At 35.1% G+C, this 16,060-nt stretch carries 12 protein-coding genes, 3 tRNA genes and 2 pseudogenes; 6 read left to right on the plus strand and 11 right to left on the minus strand.

What is annotated here, in order from left to right; all coding sequences use genetic code 11:
- Positions 1-88: 88 nt before the first annotated feature.
- Positions 89-1,474 carry an amidophosphoribosyltransferase gene (purF, locus tag ACQH21_RS01300; RefSeq protein WP_425384340.1) on the minus strand — a complete coding sequence of 462 codons (1,386 nt, stop codon included), beginning with the start codon at positions 1,472-1,474 and terminating at the stop codon, positions 89-91.
- A 249-nt stretch (positions 1,475-1,723) separates the two neighbouring features.
- On the opposite strand from purF, the gene ACQH21_RS01305 reads away from it, so the two are divergent.
- Positions 1,724-2,956: a hypothetical protein gene (locus ACQH21_RS01305; RefSeq protein ID WP_425384341.1), complete on the plus strand. Its 1,233-nt coding sequence runs from the start codon at positions 1,724-1,726 to the stop codon at positions 2,954-2,956.
- Positions 2,957-3,087: 131 nt separating this feature from the next.
- Here ACQH21_RS01305 and ACQH21_RS01310 read toward each other — a convergent pair whose 3' ends face one another.
- Entirely contained in the window at positions 3,088-3,615 is a 528-nt protein-coding gene (locus tag ACQH21_RS01310; protein ID WP_007302313.1) for a demethoxyubiquinone hydroxylase family protein, read from the minus strand.
- A 197-nt stretch (positions 3,616-3,812) separates the two neighbouring features.
- On the opposite strand from ACQH21_RS01310, the pseudogene ACQH21_RS01315 reads away from it, so the two are divergent.
- Positions 3,813-4,966: pseudogene (locus ACQH21_RS01315) on the plus strand (IS3 family transposase).
- 235 nt (positions 4,967-5,201) lie between these two features.
- On the opposite strand, the gene ACQH21_RS01320 reads toward ACQH21_RS01315, so the two are convergent.
- Together ACQH21_RS01320 and def are read right to left on the minus strand one after the other, a co-directional pair.
- Positions 5,202-5,975, minus strand: coding sequence for a uracil-DNA glycosylase (locus tag ACQH21_RS01320; RefSeq protein WP_064085643.1), 774 nt, complete (start codon positions 5,973-5,975; stop codon positions 5,202-5,204).
- A complete protein-coding gene (gene def, locus ACQH21_RS01325; RefSeq protein WP_064085644.1) occupies positions 5,965-6,504 on the minus strand; it encodes a peptide deformylase in 540 nt (179 codons plus the stop codon). Before def ends, ACQH21_RS01320 begins: the two co-directional genes overlap by 11 nt.
- A gap of 137 nt (positions 6,505-6,641) precedes the next feature.
- On the opposite strand from def, the gene ftsA reads away from it, so the two are divergent.
- The gene (gene ftsA / locus ACQH21_RS01330; RefSeq protein ID WP_010403853.1) at positions 6,642-7,880 is read left to right on the plus strand and encodes a cell division protein FtsA; all 1,239 of its coding nucleotides are present in this window, start codon (positions 6,642-6,644) and stop codon (positions 7,878-7,880) included.
- A 296-nt stretch (positions 7,881-8,176) separates the two neighbouring features.
- On the opposite strand, the pseudogene ACQH21_RS01335 reads toward ftsA, so the two are convergent.
- From ACQH21_RS01335 to ACQH21_RS01350, 4 genes and pseudogenes are all read right to left on the minus strand, one after another.
- Positions 8,177-9,004: pseudogene (locus ACQH21_RS01335) on the minus strand (IS630 family transposase).
- 29 nt (positions 9,005-9,033) lie between these two features.
- Positions 9,034-9,402 carry a hypothetical protein gene (locus ACQH21_RS01340; protein ID WP_264376019.1) on the minus strand — a complete coding sequence of 123 codons (369 nt, stop codon included), beginning with the start codon at positions 9,400-9,402 and terminating at the stop codon, positions 9,034-9,036.
- A 257-nt stretch (positions 9,403-9,659) separates the two neighbouring features.
- Positions 9,660-9,732: transfer RNA gene (locus ACQH21_RS01345), tRNA-Val, on the minus strand.
- Between the two features lie 17 nt (positions 9,733-9,749).
- Positions 9,750-9,825, minus strand: a tRNA-Ala gene (locus ACQH21_RS01350).
- 299 nt (positions 9,826-10,124) lie between these two features.
- On the opposite strand from ACQH21_RS01350, the gene ACQH21_RS01355 reads away from it, so the two are divergent.
- A tRNA-Lys gene (locus ACQH21_RS01355) sits at positions 10,125-10,197 on the plus strand.
- Between the two features lie 17 nt (positions 10,198-10,214).
- The gene (nuoF, locus tag ACQH21_RS01360) at positions 10,215-11,468 is read left to right on the plus strand and encodes an NADH-quinone oxidoreductase subunit NuoF (protein WP_064085745.1); all 1,254 of its coding nucleotides are present in this window, start codon (positions 10,215-10,217) and stop codon (positions 11,466-11,468) included.
- A gap of 22 nt (positions 11,469-11,490) precedes the next feature.
- On the opposite strand, the gene infC is transcribed toward nuoF, so the two are convergent.
- From infC to nuoI, 3 genes are all read right to left on the minus strand, one after another.
- Positions 11,491-12,009, minus strand: a complete 519-nt coding sequence (gene infC / locus ACQH21_RS01365; RefSeq protein WP_010404127.1) for a translation initiation factor IF-3 — start codon at positions 12,007-12,009, stop codon at positions 11,491-11,493.
- Between the two features lie 11 nt (positions 12,010-12,020).
- Positions 12,021-13,922 carry a threonine--tRNA ligase gene (gene thrS / locus ACQH21_RS01370; protein WP_425384342.1) on the minus strand — a complete coding sequence of 634 codons (1,902 nt, stop codon included), beginning with the start codon at positions 13,920-13,922 and terminating at the stop codon, positions 12,021-12,023.
- A gap of 185 nt (positions 13,923-14,107) precedes the next feature.
- Positions 14,108-14,590, minus strand: a complete 483-nt coding sequence (nuoI, locus tag ACQH21_RS01375) for an NADH-quinone oxidoreductase subunit NuoI (RefSeq protein WP_264376017.1) — start codon at positions 14,588-14,590, stop codon at positions 14,108-14,110.
- Positions 14,591-14,721: 131 nt separating this feature from the next.
- On the opposite strand from nuoI, the gene mnmE reads away from it, so the two are divergent.
- The gene (gene mnmE, locus ACQH21_RS01380) at positions 14,722-16,050 is read left to right on the plus strand and encodes a tRNA uridine-5-carboxymethylaminomethyl(34) synthesis GTPase MnmE (protein WP_425384343.1); all 1,329 of its coding nucleotides are present in this window, start codon (positions 14,722-14,724) and stop codon (positions 16,048-16,050) included.
- Positions 16,051-16,060: the final 10 nt, after the last annotated feature.

Consider the following 16,060-nt stretch of genomic DNA (forward strand, 5'->3'; position numbering starts at 1 on the left):
CAGGCAAAAACTATATGGTTATGCAAAAAATCTATTTTTAAAACTGTTAATATAACATAGAAAAAACCTCACCTTCATTAATAATAGATTACTTACCAATTGGGTAGTCACCAGTGAAACAAGCATCACAATATTGCGGTGTAGCATTGTTACGTTTTTCTGCTTTAACAGCTCTGTATAGCCCATCAATACTCAAAAAGGCTAAGCTATCTACTCCTATACTTTCCTTTATCTCTTCTATAGATTGAGTCGCAGCAATTAAATCTTTGCAATCTGGTGTATCTATTCCATAAAAACAAGAGTGCTTAATTGGTGGACTTGAAATTTTGAGGTGAATCTCTTTTACTTCTGCATCCTTTAGCATAACTATTATATTTCTGAGCGTACTACCACGCACTATACTATCATCTATTAAAATTATGTTTTTGCCTTTCAAAGTGTGCTTATTAGCATTGAATTTTAATTTTATTCTAACTTTACGTACTTCAGCGGTGGGTTGTATAAAAGTTCTTCCTATGTAATGATTACGAATTATCCCCAGTTCCATAGGTAATCCTGAATGCTTTGCATATCCAATAGCTGCAGGTATTCCAGAATCAGGTATTGGTACAACCATATCTACATTGTTTTTTGGTGGGCTCTCTTCTGCAAGTATTCTTCCTATTTCTTTTCTTATATCATATATGGACCTCTTCTCCATTATGCTGTCTGGTCTCGAGAAGTAAACGTATTCAAAAATACAAAAACTTGATTTTTGCTGTGGGAAAGGAAACATTGAGGCTAGCTTACTATCCGAACTGATGGTAACTAATTCGCCTGGTTCTATTTCTCTAATAAACTCTGCATTTATTATATCAAGAGCACAAGTTTCAGATGCAAGAACGTAAGAACCGTTTAACTTTCCTAAAACAAGAGGCCTGATTCCAGATGGATCACGTACTCCAATAACTACTTCTTGATTGATTGCCACAAAAGAATAAGCACCTTGTATTTGCTTTAATGCATATATAAAACTCTCTAAAAAGCTATCTTTTTCACCGCTTGCTGTCAGATGCACTACTACTTCTGTATCAATATCTGACTGAAAAACGCACTCTTGTTTAATTAATTGTTCGCGTATCGGAGAAATATTAATTAAATTACCATTATGTGCTATGGCAAAATCCCCAAATTTGCCACTTTTGCCAAACATGGGCTGCACTCCAAATTTACTACCACTTGTTGAGTATCGAACATGACCTATTGCACAATCTCCAGGTAAGGATTTCTTTATTTCATCTATATCATCAAATACACTGCTCACTTGGCCTTGAAAGTGATAAGAGAGCAGCTTATCGTTGTTACTGGTTACTACGCCAAAAGACTCTTGACCTCTATGCTGCAAAGCGTGGAGAGCAAGTATAGAGTTAAAAGCAGCACTTTGGTTGTAACTTATGCCAAATACCCCGCACTCCTCATGTACTTCATCAAGCATGAAAAATATTAAATAAAGCCTGATTGTACTTTAGTAGAGGCAAAGTACAAGAATTTTATTTGTTAATCCCTTTCAAAGTTGAAGCTTTCTACGGTAGTTTTGATGTATACCAGAAAGTAGGTTATATGCAATTAACCAATTTTGAGATTTTTGACAATTTTTTAGCACTGAAGAGAAAAAGATATTTTTATTGACTTATCTATGTATTGAAGTAATCACTAAAAAGTTTTAGTGGTTATGGTATATAATATGTCTAAGCAAGTAGGTAAACAAGGTGAAAGTAATCTTATTTTAGAGCCTGAACAGTTCTCTAACAGCTTCTTCAATAGTCAACAGAGTAGTTCATCAAATCCAAAATTACCGACTATAAGTCGTAAAGATAGGCATATGGATTTAATCAAGAAAAGGTACGCAAAAAACAAAGATGTTGCAGAATATCTAAGAAGTTATGACTTTATTAAAAGAGCAGAAGAATTGTCAATAATTTATCTTTTTGAGCGAGACTCATCTTCTACGAAATTGCAAATACCATTGACTACAGATGAACAAATTCTAGTTAAAAAATTTTGTGATGAGATGATAAAAGGTATAACAGAACACGATGAGCAAGAAAGCGTTTTAAAGTACATGGAACGCATAATAGAGGGTTATTTAAATCAAGGAATAAGATTAAACTCATATTACGGTAAGGATAATAAGACTGTAACAAATTTTATATTTGAAAAAATGGAAGAATTAATTAATCGCTTTCATGCAAATCCACACAATTCAACTACAAAAAATATCATACAAAAGATCACTCGTAATTTAGTGTTAAAAGGTGGGGTAGAAAAAGGATTATCTTTTTATAGCGATATTGAAGGCGGATATTACGGCTCTAATTATTTAAATGATCTTAACGAACAATGTAAGAGTAAGAAAGAAATGCTAGAGGGTCTAGCATATGAAGGTATTGTGAAAGAAAATAACAAGCAAATTGATAAATATGATCTTGAAGTAGAAGTAGATAATAAATATTTTTATATTAAGTATCCACAAGGTAGTATTGTTGAAACTGCGAGAACTTTAAATAATGAAAAAGCTAAGGATTTAGAAGTTGGCATATTTCAGATTGAGGAAAGTATAGTAAAAGTTGAAATTACAGAAGATGGAAAAAGAAATTACACAGATATCTTAAAAGGTGGTATTGAAATATTTTTTACTACTAAAATAGGAGAGATTAGTATTTATCTACGGAAAGATGGTAACAAAATGGTAGTAGAAATTGATGAGAAAAGCAAAATAAGGTTTAGCAAGTTAGAAAACAAATCAAGCTTTGGAGGGAATTGTCTTATACAGGGGAAAAGTGTTTTAGAAGTTATGGGCAAGAGTTTTGAAAATATTCCTGAGGAGTTAACTCAGACTATTAAAAACGTTCCATCTACTAGTCTTATGCAAACATGTTTACAACAACAAGAAAACTCTAATAGGGAATTAAATTAATGTATTTTTAGGATAATAATTAAGAAATTAATTATAAACATTCATACGCATTCGATTGTAGTAGAGGATATGGGGCAGCAATTAGCACAAGAACTAAAGGCAAATGTGGTTGGTTGTCAAATAGTGATTGATTAAATCAATTTAGAGAGGTAAATAGCAGCTTTGCAGCTTGTTTTTATGAACAAAGATAAAACGTTGTAGCCAAGTGCGCTTTCGGCATTGTGCTGAATTGCAATATCTCTGTGCTCTAATTCCTCATCGCGAAATTTACTTATAGTTTCTCTTAATTCCCCATCTTCTAAATGTAAGACTTGCTCCTTGTAGTGCTCTCCGATCACTTCTTCAACTGCAGCAGTGCAAGCCATAGCGGCTTTTTTACCCATCATGGCAGTTACAACACCAAGTGATACCCCTAAAGCACCCCAAACTGGCAACAAAACAGTAGGACGAACTCTTTGCTCCTTGATTTTCTCATTAAAATAGTGGAAATGTTTTTTTTCCTGCTCCTCCATTTCAATTATTTTGTCAATTATGGAAGATTTTTTAAGAATAAATTTTTGACCGGAATAAATGCAAATGGCTCCATATTCGCCAGCATGATTTACTCTAATTGCTTGTTCTAAAAAATTTCCTTTCAATTTTTTTATATTGCTTTCCAATGTCTCCTCCCTTTATTTCTGCATTAGTACTACTATAAACCAACATATTATAGAGTAAATAAAATTCCATGCGTGCATTGCACCAACATTGTGATTACAGGAACTCAAGCAGCTATAGTGACCTTACCCAGAAAAAGTAGACAGAAAGTTAAGACGTTTTTGAAGTAAAATAAAACGTTTTTTCAAAGAGGTGTGGTATGACAAAAAGAAAAGAATATACAGCAGAATTCAAAATTGAAGCTATAAGACTAGTAAAAGAAACAGGTCAATCATCAGCAAAAATAGCAAGAGATTTGGGTATTAGCGGTGATTCATTAAGCAGATGGGTAAAAACATACAATGATAGAATGTCTGGAGTAGATGCGTTTCCAGGAAAAGGGAAAGTAGCTCATTGTGACAAAGAAAAGTTTGATTTAAAGAAAGAGCTGGCAAGAGTAACGAGGGAAAGAGACATTTTAAAAAAAGCCCTGGGATATTTTGCAAACCAAAAAGAGTAAAATATTCTTTTATAAAAGAACATGAAAACTGCTATAAAATACGGGAATTATGCAGATTTTTGAACGTATCTGCTTGTGGTTATTATAAATGGATTACTAAGGAAAAAAACAACAAAAAATCAATAAGAGAAGAGCTCATACAAGATATTCAGAAGGTATATCGAGCATCACAATGCAGATACGGAGCTCCTAAAATTCACGCTGAATTAAAGGCTTTAGGTAAAAATTATAACATCAAAACAGTGCAAAATGTTATGCAGAAAAATGGCATTCAAGCTAAGCTTAGACGAAAGTTTAAAAGTAAAAAACCACAAATAGACAATAGAGTTATAACTCCTAACATATTAAATCAGAATTTCATCGCTGATCAACCTAACAAGATATGGGTAACTGATATTACGTACATAAAAACTAATGAAGGATGGTTATATTTGGCAGCAATAATAGATTTATATTCACGCATGGTGATTGGCTGGTCAATGAGTAATGCAGTAAATAGGCAATTAGTTATAGATGCGTTATTCATGGCTATTGGTAGGCGCAAATCTGCTAAAAATCTACTATTTCATAGCGATCAAGGATCGCAATACACCTCTAAAAATTATCAATTTTTACTAAGTACAAAAAATATTACTTCTAGTATGAGTCACAAAGGTTGTTGTTATGATAATGCTGTTTCAGAGAGCTTTTTTAGTTCACTTAAGAGAGAGTTACTCATTGATACTTCACAACACTCTGCACAACAAGCTAAAACCGCAATATTTGAATATATAGAAATTTTTTATAATAAACAGCGTAGACATTCTACTATTAACTATTGCATTCCTGAGCTTTTTGATTCATCATTCTCATAGCAAAAACGTCTTAACTTTCTGTCTACTTTTTCTGGGTAAGGTCACTCTATGTCTTTATAAAACTTTTACCCACATAAGCTAAAATGCGCTTATCAAAGCATTTAATACAATGAAAAACGCCAATTAAAAAAAATAGGTAGTAGCTGATAGATTTTCTTGTGCCTTTTTCTCTGTTTAGTAAATTTTTCAATATTTAATGCAATTAGCCGGCACTGGGATGACAACGAGTAGTGAGCTAAACGTCCGTGTGGTTATTGGTATTATCAAGATATTCTCTAATCTTCTTTAAATCTTCCCAAGCTAAGCGTTTTTGTGCTGGTTGACGAAGTAGATAGGCTGGATGAAATATAGCGGCTGTGGTAATTGCATGAGATAAATATTGGTTAGTATAAGTATGAAATTTGCCACGCAAGTTCGATATAGTCTTTGTGTTATCAAGAAGGCTATAACATGCAATTCCTCCAACTAAAATTAGAATCTGCGGTAAAACAAGAGCAATATGCTTCTCAACAAATGGTCTGCACATATCAAGCTCTAGATCAGTTGGTTTTCTATTACCTGGTGGACGCCAAAACACGGTGTTGCTTATATATACCTTAGTGCGGTCCAGATTAATTGCACCGAGCATCTTATCGAGCAGCATTCCGCTTGCACCACAAAATGGTATGCCTTTCAGGTCTTCATTTGCTCCTGGTGCTTCACCAATAAGCATGATTTTTGCATTCGGATTACCATCAGAAAAAACAGTATTAGTTGCAGTTTTTTTTATTTCACAACCCTCAAATGACTTAACTGCACTTCTTAGTTCATCTACACTACCACATTCACTTGCAAGCTTCCTTGCTTCAATGATCCAGTCACTTGGGAACATGGCTTTTTTCTGCTCGATGACAGAAGACTGTGCAGCTCTCTCATTTTCCACTTTTTTTTCCTCTTCACCTTCAGTTAGCGTGCAGTCAACACCCACTTCATGATAGAACTTCAACAATTCTAGATCTTCATTGTTCATAGTGCCTCTTAACCTTTTGAGCTTTTTTCATAGCCATATCGTACTTCAATTTAGACAAATGTCTAACGTATAATATACCATTTAAATGATCTAACTCATGCTGAATACACCTTGCAAGCCAACCACTAGCTTTTAGCGTCTGTTCTTCGTGATTTAAATTTTTATATTTCACAGTTAAATATTTTGGACGCTTAATTTCATGGCTTTGCTCTGGAATTGAAAGGCACCCTTCTTTGAGAATTACTTGTTCACCCGATAATTCTGTAATTTCAGGATTAATCATGCAAAATTTGCCAGTTGATTCATATCCTGCTGGCCCATCTTCAGCCTTCTCTGGCTGAACGTCCATGACAAAAACTCTCTTCATCACTCCAATTTGCACTGCAGCAAGGCCAAGACCATCTTCATGGTACATAGTTTCGAACATGTCGTTTACTAATTCTTTAATTTTATCGTTTATATCTGTTACTTCACTGGCACGTGTAGTTAACCTTTCATCAGGGGCAATTACAATTGGCAATTTAGACATAAAATTAAAATTTTATGTTTTATTTTTTCCTTTGTACAGTATTTTGGGTATATTAAAATGTTGCTGTATTTTTAATAGAAATATAAATTATTAAAGGAAGCTACAATTTGAATGGAATTGTGTCATAAGGTCAACTAATGTACTCTGCAGTAATAATAAAACCAAAGCGAAATGTTTTTGCCGTTTTAGACGTAGGTACAACAAAAATTATCTGTCTCATTGTTAAGATCAATAGCAACTTCAGCTATAAAATAATAGGAACGGGTTATAAAAGTGCAGAAGGTATAAGCGGTGGATCAATAACTGATGCAAAGCATGCAAGTTACTCTATTTCATCAACTATAGGTTTAGCTGAGCAAGTATCAGAAGAGACTATAGACCAGATATATGTGAATGTAGCCGGATGTGGAGTCTCATCTTTTAACGTATATAACGAAATTATTGCAGCTAATCACGAAATTTCAGACCGAGATATAAAACGTGTAGTCTTTCAGACGTTTGAGAAATATATCGAAGAAAATGTTATCATTCACAATATACCACTGAAATATCACTTGGATGACATGACTGATATAAAAGAGGTTGGTGGATTGTACGGAAAAAGACTATCTGCTGATGTTAATGTCGTCACTGCTTCGCGTCCAGCGCTTACCAACATTGAAAATTGTATAACTAATAATAGCGGGATAAGTATGGCTGGTTGTATTGCTTCCGCATATTCTGCAGGCCTTGCCTGTCTAAGTGAAGATGAAAAAGAGCTAGGAACTGCCATTGTTGACATAGGGGGTGGGTGTACTGCAATTGGAATTTTTAAGAGAGGAAAGCTTATATACACAAGCAGCATTCCAATTGGCGGCATTCACATCACTCGAGATATAGCTTATGGACTATGCACAAGTATAGAGCATGCTGAACGCATAAAAATACTATACGGTAGCACTGTCGTAACTTCAATAGATGAGAACGAATATATTACACTGCAAAACAGTGAAAATGATGAACCGACTCGAGTACCCAAGTCCGAACTTATTGACATCATAAGACCTAGAGTTGAGGAGATATTTGAACTGGTAAGAGAACAATTTCAAGAACAAAAAGATCCAATCAATAAAGTAGTGCTCACAGGTGGAACCAGTCAACTCACAAGCATGAAAGAGATTGCAAGCTATATATTCAACAAACAAGTCCGCATTGGATGCCCTGAGTCTCTCAGTGGCCTTGATGGCGAGTATGATAAAAATCCCGTATTTTCTGCTGCCATAGGCTCTATCAAGCTAATAGTTGACACTTTTTATAAAAATAACTCTGGAATGCTCGGTCAAGATGGTAAAATGAGTAAATTGTATAATTGGGTTAAATCGAAAGTCACGGTTTGATTTTACCAAATAAAGTTTTGATATCCGTCAAAGGAAGTATAAAGAAAATTATTTCAAGATTGATAAATTGATTCGTGATCATACACCTGAAATTATGCGCTCCCATGGAATGATTGTTTATGATATGGTAATGGAAAAAGATGAATATGCTGAACGTCTCATTCTATGATAAAAGATAAAACAGGCTGGATCCCAGTGGGCTTTGTTGCATCGCTCAAGTGAAAAGAACTGGCAGTTACTGACAAAATTCATTATAAATAGCCATTTATAGCTCTTTTCATAATAGTCCGAAAAGCTTATAGAAAAGCGGAATCAACAGCATGACGAAAAGATGTGAATAGAGGGATGTTTTTCCTAGCTCTGTTTTTTATAGCAAACCAATGATGCTCAATTTTGTTAAAATCGGGAGAATAAGGCGGTAGATATAAAATTTCTGCGCCAACTCCTTTAGCAAATCTTATTAGACTTATGAAAAGTAGCATTATCAAGGATAACAGTTTGTCCAGGTTTCAAAATCGGTGTCAGAAACTGCTCAAACCATTTATTAAAGATATCCATATTACAGTGGCCTTCAAATGTTAACGGAACAACTATTTTTCTGCCGTTTAAGGCTGCAATCATACTGATTTGTTGAATTTTTTTACCAGATTTTAGAGCATAAAACCTCTGTCCCTTCTGGCAATATCCATAACTCGGTGTTATCAATGCCAGACTCATCTATATAAACTAAGTTTTGAGGTTCTTTTGTTGCTATAATTTTCAAAAATTCAGCGCGTTTTTCTTCGTTTCTTTCTTTGTATCCATATGTCTTTTTTTGCGTGTGAGTCCAATTTTTTTAAGAGCTCGATGGATCGTTGGGATACTAACATTGCTCCAAAGCTTAGCCATTTCCGATACCACCATATTTTTTAGCAAATTCAGTAAATTTATTCCAGTCAGTAATTTTGTGATTATAACCTCCATTTCCAAGTTTTTTTGACTGAAAATCTCCTGTTTCTTTTCTTCTTTGCTGCCACTCCCATAACGTAGTTCTTCCAATTTTAAATCTTGCTGCCACCGTTTCCCTGCTTTCTCCTTCTTCTAGTGCTTCCATTGCTTTTTTTATAACTATATGCTGCTGGCATCCTTACCTTCACTACTATAAAACCTTATTTTACCTCGTTTGGACTATTATGAAAAGAGCTATACTTTTAGAGTTTATTTCTTGCTCGTTTACAATATAATGAGTTCTTATAAAATCTATGCATGTTTGATACCCTGACCGAGCATTTCTTCCTTCGTCGCCATCTTTAGGAGCTTCTAATAGACAAAGCAAATTATTGAGTGGAAGTTCTAAAATAATATTCTCATCAATATCACTGCTTTCATAAGCTGAATTAAGACTTGCTCTAGGTTCTGGAAGATTTTGCAGTTCTGATGCTAGAGTTTTTGATGAGTATTTTTCTTGTGTAATCCCTGTCACTACTAGTACCTTAGTGTTATTACAGTATACTGTTAAAAAAAGATTTTTGCAACTTAGCACTAATTTTTCTCAATCTAAAATATTTTTCAAAACAAACCTCTCTCTACTGTCAAATTAAATTCTTTTATTGACTTGTTTACTCTATCTAAATTGTTGAAAAATACCCTATATTGTAGAGAAATAGAGAGTATTCTTAATAGATTATGTAAAATATAGAGTTTTTATGGGTAAATATTGACAGTGAGATACCGTGTTTATTTGATTAGTTTTTAGTGTATTTTTGTATTTTAAATTTTGGCTAAAAACTCTCCATTTAATGGGCGATGACAGGTTCGAACTGCCGACCCCCTCGGTGTAAACGAGATGCTCTACCAACTGAGCTAACCGCCCTTTTCTTGTTTGTGGATTGGTGGAGGCAAGCGGGATCGAACCGCTGACCTTCTGCGTGCAAAACAGATGCTCTACCAGCTGAGCTATGCCCCCAACTTTTGCTTAAAGCATAAATCACTCAGGCTGAAATGCAAGAAATATTTATTTGTGAGGCTATTGCTAAATAGTGCACAAATTCTGCATTTATGTATAATTCTCTATCTTTTTAGAGTTGTACGTCAGCTTTACCAAATGAATCTTTGAATTAACAAGAAGTTTTCCTTCAAAAATTTTTAATTAAATTATCACTAATACAGTACATTATATAATTTATTTAACCACACATGAAAATTTTAGTTTGATTAAAATGGATAAAAACTATATTACTGTTTAGTATAGCTGAAAAATAAAATGATCCCGTAGCTCAGCCGGTAGAGCAACTGACTTTTAATCAGTGGGTCACGCGTTCGAATCGCGTCGGGATCACTTAGAATCTTAAAAGCATGCTAAAAGAACAGGACAAAATATTCACAAACTTAAATGGTAAAGAAACACCACTACTTGAGGGTGCAAAAAAACGTGGTAGTTGGCAAAAAACAAAGGAATTACTGGATTTAGGATCAGAAAAAATCATTGATGAAGTAAAGAAATCTGGCTTGAGAGGTCGAGGGGGTGCAGGATTTTCTACTGGCCTTAAGTGGAGCTTTATGCCTAAAAATCCTCCAAAAGCATATTTAGTAGTCAATGCAGATGAGTCAGAACCTGGTACATGTAAAGACAGAAACATATTACGATATGAGCCACACAAGCTACTTGAGGGAATTCTTCTGGCTGGCAGAGCGATCAGCGCATCAGCTGCGTATATTTATATCAGGGGTGAATTTTATAATGAACATTTAGTTCTAAAAAAAGCACTTGAGGAAGCCTATAAAGAAAACTTAATTGGAAAAAATGCCTGCAAGTCAGGTTATGATCTTGATGTGTTTATCCATAGGGGTGCAGGAGCTTACATATGTGGGGAAGAAACAGCTCAACTCGAATCCATTGAAGGAAAAAAGGGCTTTCCTCGCATGAAACCTCCATTTCCCGCAGGTGTTGGACTTTTTGGCTGCCCCACTACAATAAACAACGTTGAAACTATATCTATGGTTCCAGATATCCTAAATCGCGGAGGAGAGTGGTTTGCATCTCTTGGTAAACCAAATAATACTGGCACTAAGGTCTTTTGTATTTCAGGGCATGTAAATAATCCATGTAATGTTGAAGAAGAGCTAGGAATTTCACTACGTGAATTAATTGAAAAATATGCAGGTGGAGTGCGAGGAGGTTGGGATAACTTACTTGCTGTAATACCTGGTGGGTCTTCAGTACCATTAATTCCAAAATCTATATGCGATACTATTGAAATGGATTTTGATTCATTGAGAGCTGTACAATCAGGGCTTGGTACTGCTGCTGTGATAGTGATGGATAAATCAACTGACATAATAGCTGCAATAGAAAGATTATCACATTTCTATATGCATGAGTCCTGTGGGCAATGTACACCATGTCGTGAAGGTACTGGATGGATGTGGAGAATTATGAGAAGAATGGTAGCAGGAAATATTAAACCTGGTGAAGTAGATAAGCTACTTGACCTTACAACTCAAATAGAAGGACATACAATTTGTGCGCTTGGCGATGCTGCAGCTTGGCCAGTGCAAGGGCTAATCAGACATTTTCGTCATGTAATTGAAGATAGGGCAGTAACTTAACTTACACTTTTAAGTCGTTTTACTACTTAGCAACCAGAGTTAGAAAATATTGATTTCCTTCCCTTTTAGGCGCTAGCTCTACCTTTGCAATATCTTCAGTATCTCGAATTAGCCGTTCTAATTTTTCCACTCCAACCTCAGTATTTATAAGCTCTCTACCTCTAAATTTCATTGTGCACTTGATTTTATGCCCAGATATAAGAAAATCTCTTGTTTGACGCAATTTTGTTTCATAGTCATGATTATCAATATTGGGGCCCAGCTTAATTTCCTTTATAGTTAATGCTCTTTGTTTCTTTTTTGCCTCGCTTGCCTTCTTTTTTGCATCATATTTTTGTTTACTGTAGTCGAGTATTTTACATACTGGAGGAGTTGAATCAGGTGCAATTTCTACCAAGTCTAAATTGACACCTTGTGCAACTTCCAAAGCTTGTCTTAATGGCACAATTCCAACCATTTCACCATTATGATCAACTAAGCGTACTTCCTTAGCTGTAATGAATTCATTAATTTTGTTTTTATTATTCTTTTGAACTTGCAAGTTTTTCTCCCTTAACTCAAATTAATACTTTTTAAAAGCAATTCAGTAGCCTTTTCCAAAGGAAAAGACTCTTGTTCTTCTGACCCTAAATTTCTCACTGACACAGTTCTATTGATGATCTCATTTTTACCTATAACCCATAATATAGGTACCTTATTTGAACTATGCAAGCGTATCTTATAACTAATTTTTTCATTGGTCAAATCGGTCTTAATTCTAACACCTTGTTCTTTTAAAATATTGCTGATTTCAGTAGCATAACCATCAGCTTCATTTATAATGGTCAGAATAGCAAGTTGCGTTGGAACAAGCCAAATTGGAAATTTTCCTGCATAATTTTCTATCAAAATCCCAATAAAACGTTCAAAAGTTCCAAGAATTGCTCTATGTAGCATAACAGGGTGGTGCTTTTGTCCGTCTGCTCCTATATAAAAAGCTCCAAGCCGCTCCGGTAAAATAAAATCAACTTGCAACGTTCCACATTGCCAATTTCTACCTATTGCATCTTTCAAAACAAACTCTAACTTTGGACCATAAAATGCACCTTCACCAGGATTAAGTTCATAACTAAGCCCTGCTTCTTTAACTGCTTCAAGCAGTGCTCTTTCAGCTCTATCCCACACTTCATCATTACCTGATCTAGTATCTGGACGGTCTGAAAATTTCACAGAAATTTCATTGAACCCAAGTTCTGAATATACTTCTTTTAAAAGGTCACAAAACTTTACAGTTTCAGAATTCACTTGTTTTTCCATACAAAAAATATGTGCATCGTCTTGCGTAAAACCACGCACTCGCATCATTCCATGCAATGAGCCTGAGCTTTCATTTCTATGGCATGTGCCAAACTCTGCCATACGTATCGGTAAATCACGATAGCTTCTGGTGTGAGAATTAAAAATCTGCACATGACAAGGGCAATTCATGGGTTTTATTGCTAGCTTTTTACTTTCAGATTCATCAATAATGAACATATTTTCACGAAACTTATCCCAATGTCCCGATTTTTCCCACAGCTCTTTGCTTACTAAAATAGGTGTTTTTACCTCAAAGTAGCCATTGTTCATTAACTTTTTTCTGATGTAAGACTCAAGAACATTATATAAAGTATATCCCTGTTCATGCCAAAAAATCTGCCCAACAGCTTCCTCTTGAATGTGAAATAAGTCCATATCCTTAGCAATTTTGCGGTGGTCGCGTTTTTCTGCTTCCTCCAGACGTTTAAGATAAGTATTTAATTCATCCTTATTTCTCCACGCGGTGCCATATATTCTTTGCAACATTGGGCCCTTAGAATCGCCACGCCAGTATGCACCTGCTACTTTCATAAGTTTAAACGCTTTAACTCTGCCAGTTGATGGTGAGTGCGGACCACGACATAGGTCTACAAAGTTGCCTTGTTTATAAACAGTTAGGTTTTCGTTTTCTGGTATTGATGAGACAATATCAACCTTGTATCTTTCACCTATATCACTAAAGAAATCAATTGCCTGCTTACGAGTCCAAACTTCTCGGACGAATCTGTGGTTACTTTTTATAATTTCCTTCATTTTTTTTTCTATTGCAGTAAGATCGTCCGTGGTAAAGGCACGATCTGTAGCAAAATCATAGTAGAAACCATCTTGAATTGTTGGCCCGATAGTAATCTGAGTATTAGGAAAGAGCTCTTTTACTGCCTGCGCCATTATATGAGCAGCATCATGCCTTATTATATCTAAACCCGCTTCGTCACTCAGTTGTATTACCTCTATCTCTGTATCAGATTCAATTTCACGTGAGAGATCATACAACTCACCATTTACCTTAAAGGCAATTGCTTCTCTCAAAGCATCCGGTTGTAATATATCAAAGCCAGTGACTCTACCACTGTATTCTTTTACTTTTTGTTCGGATAAAAAGGTAACTTTTATCATTCATTAGACCTTTTGTCATCCCAGTGCTTGACACTGGGATCCATGTTTCTTTCTTTTCTAGATTCCAGCGTCACGCGCTGGAATGACACCAAAAGGTGAGCTACTGATCTTTCAGTTAAATAACAGTTGTACAAGAGATCTATTACATACTTGCTGTAAGAAATTTTAATTGTTGACATACCTAGTTAATAATACGGCCTGTTCTTTTTTAACCTGAGTGCAATTGCTTCTTCCCAAACTTCACCATTACGCAATAGCTTTTCTTTATTGTACATTAGCTCCTCTCTTGTTTCAGTAGCAAATTCAAAGTTAGGACCCTCCACAATTGCGTCAACTGGACATGCTTCTTGGCAAAGTCCGCAATATATGCATTTTGTCATGTCAATATCATAGCGTGTGGTGCGGCGACTACCGTCTTCTCTTTCCTCTGCTTCAATAACTATTGATTGAGCAGGGCAGATAACTTCGCATAACTTACAAGCTATGCATCGTTCTTCACCATTTGGATACCTACGCAACGCATGCTCACCACGAAACCTTGGACTTAAAGGGCCCTTCTCTATAGGATACCTCAAAGTAACCTTTGGCTTAAACATATATTTTAATGTAATAACAAACCCTTTAATTAACTCTACAAAAGACCAGTACCAAGCTAATTTCTTGAGCATAAAATATTTAAAACTTGTGTCAGCCATTATAAATCATATTATCAGTTTTCAAAATAAATATTTTCACCTGGGTGACTTTTTAGGTATTTTGGTTTCTTAAGTGTAATATTGCTAAGTAGTTTATATCAATAATGACAAACACAAATGAAACTATTTTCGCTTTATCGACCGTATTTGGTAAGTCAGGAGTTGCAGTAGTCAGAATTTCAGGCAACTACGCGCTTAAAGCTTTAAATCATTTTCATATTAAGAAAGAAATTAAACCAAGATTTGCTACTTTAGTTGATCTATATGATGATTCCAGTCAATTGATAGATAATGGAATAATCATCTATTTCCCTGCTCCAAACAGTTTCACTGGCGAGGATGTTATAGAGTTACAAGTGCATGGAAGCAAGGCCGTCATAAAAATCATCTTGGAGGAATTATCAAAAATTTTCGTTATGGCCAGGCCTGGAGAATTCTCACTTAGGGCTTTTCTAAATGGTAAATTTGACTTAACGCAAATAGAAGGGATTGCAGACTTAATTGATGCTGAGACGAAAATGCAAGCTAAACAAGCGATTAAGCAGATATCAGGAGAATTGGAGAGACTATACAGCAATTGGAGGCAAAGATTAATAACGATACAATCCAAAATCGAAGCATATATAGACTTTCCAGAGAACATTTGGGCAGAAAAAAGTGAATTGGAAAAAATTAATAATGAAGTGCAATCTCTCGTGCAGTTGATACAAGAGCATTTAAATGATAATAGACGGGGCGAAAGGTTGCGTGAGGGTTTACATATTGTAATAACTGGTGAACCAAATGTCGGTAAATCAACGCTGTTTAATTTCTTAGCCAAGCGTGATATTGCTATTGTTTCTGAATATGCAGGCACAACAAGAGATATACTTGAAGCTCATATTGACATTGGTGGATACCCAATCATTCTCTCTGATACTGCTGGAATTCGTGAGAGTTCAGATCCAATAGAATCAGAAGGTATAAGTCGAGCGAAAAAAAGGTCTTTTGAAGCTGATTTAAGAATAGAACTATTTCCTTTTGAACAGCGTCATAATATCAATTGCAACGTTGTAAATAGCGATACTATTTATGTATTGAGCAAAGCTGACGATGTTATCAATAATCACAATATAAAAATTAATGGCATAGATCTTTTACCCATTTCTATTCTAAAGGGAATAGGTACAAACAAATTGATCTCTCTCATAAAAGAGAAGGCAAAGGAAAAATTTGGGCATGATAGAGACACTCCTGTGATTACTCGGCAAAGACATAGGAATCACATACAGAAAGCACTGGAACATTTACAGCGTTTTAATATCTATAATCCAATTGAGTTAATATCTGAAGATTTGAGGCTTGCTGCATTTGAACTTGGTGCAGTAATTGGAATTATTAATGTTGAGGAAATATTGGATAGTGTGTTTAGTAGCTTTTGTGTAGGCAAGTAAGATTTTTATA

The sequence above is a fragment of the Wolbachia endosymbiont (group B) of Eupithecia inturbata genome, from assembly GCF_964030915.1.
GTDB lineage: Bacteria > Pseudomonadota > Alphaproteobacteria > Rickettsiales > Anaplasmataceae > Wolbachia.